General features: G+C 42.0%; 3 protein-coding genes. All 3 read left to right on the forward strand.

The genetic code is table 11. The features are described 5' to 3' along the window. Positions 1–924: permease (locus ABYD77_RS18280; protein ID WP_372771527.1), on the forward strand; the 924-nt coding region annotated here is incomplete at its 5' end. Positions 925–1,135: 211 nt separating this feature from the next. Then, a complete protein-coding gene (locus tag ABYD77_RS18285; protein ID WP_372771528.1) occupies positions 1,136–2,554 on the forward strand; it encodes an imelysin family protein in 1,419 nt (472 codons plus the stop codon). A gap of 62 nt (positions 2,555–2,616) precedes the next feature. Beyond that, on the forward strand, positions 2,617–3,636 hold a 1,020-nt coding region (locus ABYD77_RS18290; protein WP_372771529.1), incomplete at its 3' end, for a di-heme oxidoredictase family protein.

The raw sequence follows: 3,636 nt of genomic DNA on the forward strand, positions 1-3,636 counted from the left end.
GCCGTGACCAGTGCGATTACCGCTGGTTTAATGGTGGGTGGTGAAAAGGCTAAAAAGGAAATAATCAAAGCAAACTTGTCAACTGATGAGACAACGTCCTTTGCTGCTAATTCAAATCAAATGAAGGTGTCTTGCTGTAGTAAAAAGACAGTATCAACTGGCATTAGTGTAGGCAAAGTAGAGGCGAAAACTGACACACCGTGCAGTGGTACAAAATCGGCTGTGATAAAACAAGCATCAACATGTTGCGACAGCGCAAATAAAGCCGTTGAAGATAAGATTAAAACACAAATATCGTGTTGTGCTTCCGACGAAAAACCAGCAAAGCAAGTGACAGAGTCTTCATGTTGTGCCAGTAAAAAGCAAACAACAGAAAGCCCACTGCAAAAGTTAAAACGTGCCTTTGTTTTTAGCGCGAATAAACTTTTAAGTGATACAGCAAAGTGGCTTATGATCGGATTGTTCTTTGCGGCACTGGTGCAAACGTATGTGCCACAAGATTACCTTCAGCAATATGGTGGTGGCATATGGGCGATGTTAATCATTATTTTAATCAGTATTCCAATGTATGTATGTGCCACTGCATCAACGCCTATTGCGGCTGGTTTATTGATGTCAGGTGTAAGCCCTGGGGCTGCTTTGGTATTTATGTTGGCGGGGCCGGCAACTAATGTAGCAACTCTTGGTGTGGTAGCTAGTGAATTAGGTAAGCGCGCTGTTGCTGCTTATTTGAGTGGTGTTATTGGCGTTGCATTAGTGTTTGGTTTCATCACTGATTATTTAGTTGAGCGATATGGATTTGAAATAGCGCCCTCATTGCAAGCTTCTCATCATGTGCTGCCAATGTGGTTGGAATACTTCGCTGGTGTTGTTCTTGCCTTGTTGTTAATGCGCTTAGTTTGGCTAAAAGCAAGTAAAAAATAGTTGGTTATTTAAAATATTGAAGGAGCTTGCGAGCTCCTTTTTTTTATGGGTCGAAAAATTATTTATTTAAAATTAAAAATACAAAAAGATAAATATAAAATAAATAAATTTAAATGATAATGATTTCTGTTATTGATCTAATTTGTTTTGGGTTTTAGAATGCTGCGCAGTTTTACTTTACTCATAATTAGAAAACCAGGAACTTAACATAATGAAAAAAATAGCTAATTTTGCGCTTTCTTCTTTGTGTGTTGCGATGCTTGCAGCATGTAGTGGTGATGATGGCAAAGACGGTATTGATGGCGCTACAGGTACTGCAGGTGTAGACGGTACAAATGGCGTTTCTACTTTTGTAACTGAAAAAGACGTCGTTATCACTAATGCACAACATGCTTATGCGGTTTATGCTGATTCTCTAATTGCAGCTAAACAGCTTAAAAATACGCTTGAACAATTTGTGGCAAGTCCAACCGATGAAAACTTCACAGCAGCAAAAAATGCCTGGTTAGATGCACGTGAACCTTATGGCCAGTCTGAGGTATATCGTTTTCGTGAAGGGCCAATCGATAACTTAACAATCGATGAAAACGGCAACCCAGTATTAGTCGCGGAAGAAGGCCCTGAAGGGGCGATTAATGCATGGCCATTAGCTGAAGCATTAATTGATTACACTGTTGATATGGATGGTGCTCAATTACCTGAAAACCCAGCAACATTGCCTGTCGGTGGTAATATTATTGCGGATATTGCTGAATTCCCTGAAATCACAAAAGCACTGCTTGCAGAGCAGTTTGAACGTGGCGACGATGAAGCGAATGTGACATCGGGTTATCACGCGATTGAATTTTTACTTTGGGGTCAAGATTTAAACGTTGATGGCTCATATACACCAAACCGTGATTACAGCGCGGGTTACCGTAAAGTAAACGATTACTACACAACTGCTAGTGGTATGGGGGAGTGTACTTCGGGTGTTGATAATATTGTTGATTCATCAATTTGTGAGCGTCGTGGCGACTACCTTATTGCGGCAGCTGACTTACTAATTGACGATTTACAAGGTGTAGTTGATGCATGGACGCCTGGCTCTGGTTTCCATTATGTGCAATTCACTAAAGATGAAAATGTAAAAATGTCTTTAGCAAAAATTCTTGAAGGCATGGGGCGCTTAAGCTTTGGTGAATTAGCAGGTGAGCGCATGAGTATTGCGCTGCGTACCGACTCTCAAGAAGATGAGCATTCATGTTTTTCAGACAATACACACCGCGATATTTTCTTAAATGCGAAGGGAATTCAAAATGCATTTAATGGTGCATATCAGCGAATGGATGGTGAAACCTTAGAAGGTGCAAGCATTTATGATTTATTGGTTGTTGATGGTTCTCATGAACTAGCAAATGAATTACGTGCGGCGATTGAAGATACTATGGCTAAAGCGGCTGTTATCGATACCAATGCAAAACTGGGTTATTCATTCGATGTGCAAATTCAACATGCTGACTTAAAACAGCCAGTGACTAATACAATCGAAGCATTAAAGTCTCAAACCCAAGTGATCAAAAAAGCGATTGAAGCACTTGAAGTAACTACTGGTGATCTTGAACAAGATACTGAAGAGTTTGAAGGCTAACCATCGTTAACACATAAATAGCGCTGCTTATTGCAGCGCTATTTTCGTTTCTAGGGGCATTTATGAAGCGACACATTTTTCTTTCAAGTTTAGTTTTTGCTGTTGTTGGTTGCGGTGGTTCATCAACGACAACAGAGCCAGTACCAGATAAACCAAATCCGCCAAGTGCAGCTCTGCCAGGGCAACCAAATGATGGATTAGCGCCAATTAGTCAAAGCGAACCGGATGCGAGCGAGCATTTATCCGGTGGTGAAGCAACGAGCAGTGTATTTAACGAGGATGCCTTCAGCCAATCCGCACCAACTATCCGCAGTGATTTTGAACTCGATGCTGTTTTTAAATCGGGTGATCACTTATTTAGAGGTACGCACAAAGGACTCGGACCAGTATTTAACAATCCTACGTGTCAGGGGTGCCACATTAAAGATGGGCGCGGTGAAGTGCCAAGCAGCAAAAACATTGCGATGACCAGTATGTTTCTGCGCATCAGCGATGAGAATGGCCTGCCTGATGCGATTTATGGCGACCAACTACAAACCTTTGGCGAGGTGTTTGGTTTTCCAACGGGAGCGCTGCCGAAATTTAATGGCGCGTTAGATGAAGGGCTTGCTTATGGTGAAGCGTATGCATTTGTTGAATATGAAACGCTCACAGGGCAGTTTGCTGATGGCGAAAGTTATGAGCTGCGTAAACCGATTTATAAAGTAACCGATTTGTCTTATGGCCCATTTAACGAAACAGTGCGATTTTCAGCGCGTGTTTCGCCGGCGATTTTTGGTTCAGGCTTATTACATGCCATCCCAGAAGAGTATATCACCAGCTATGCTGACCCAGATGATGTGGACAACAATGGCATTTCAGGTCGCGCAGTTTATGTGACGGAACCGATTTCAGAGCAAACTAAGCTAGCTCGCTTTGGTTATAAGCTGGGCACAGCATCTGTACTTCAGCAAATTGCCGGTGCTTACCGTGGCGATATGGGCGTAACAAACCGTATTAATCAAGATGAGCCATGTACAGAAAATCAAATAGCCTGTATAGAACAAGCTTCGCTTGAACAAGATAGCGAAGCGCTAGGCTTA

Origin of the sequence: Pseudoalteromonas sp. (assembly GCF_041629635.1) — a bacterium.
Lineage (GTDB): Bacteria > Pseudomonadota > Gammaproteobacteria > Enterobacterales > Alteromonadaceae > Pseudoalteromonas.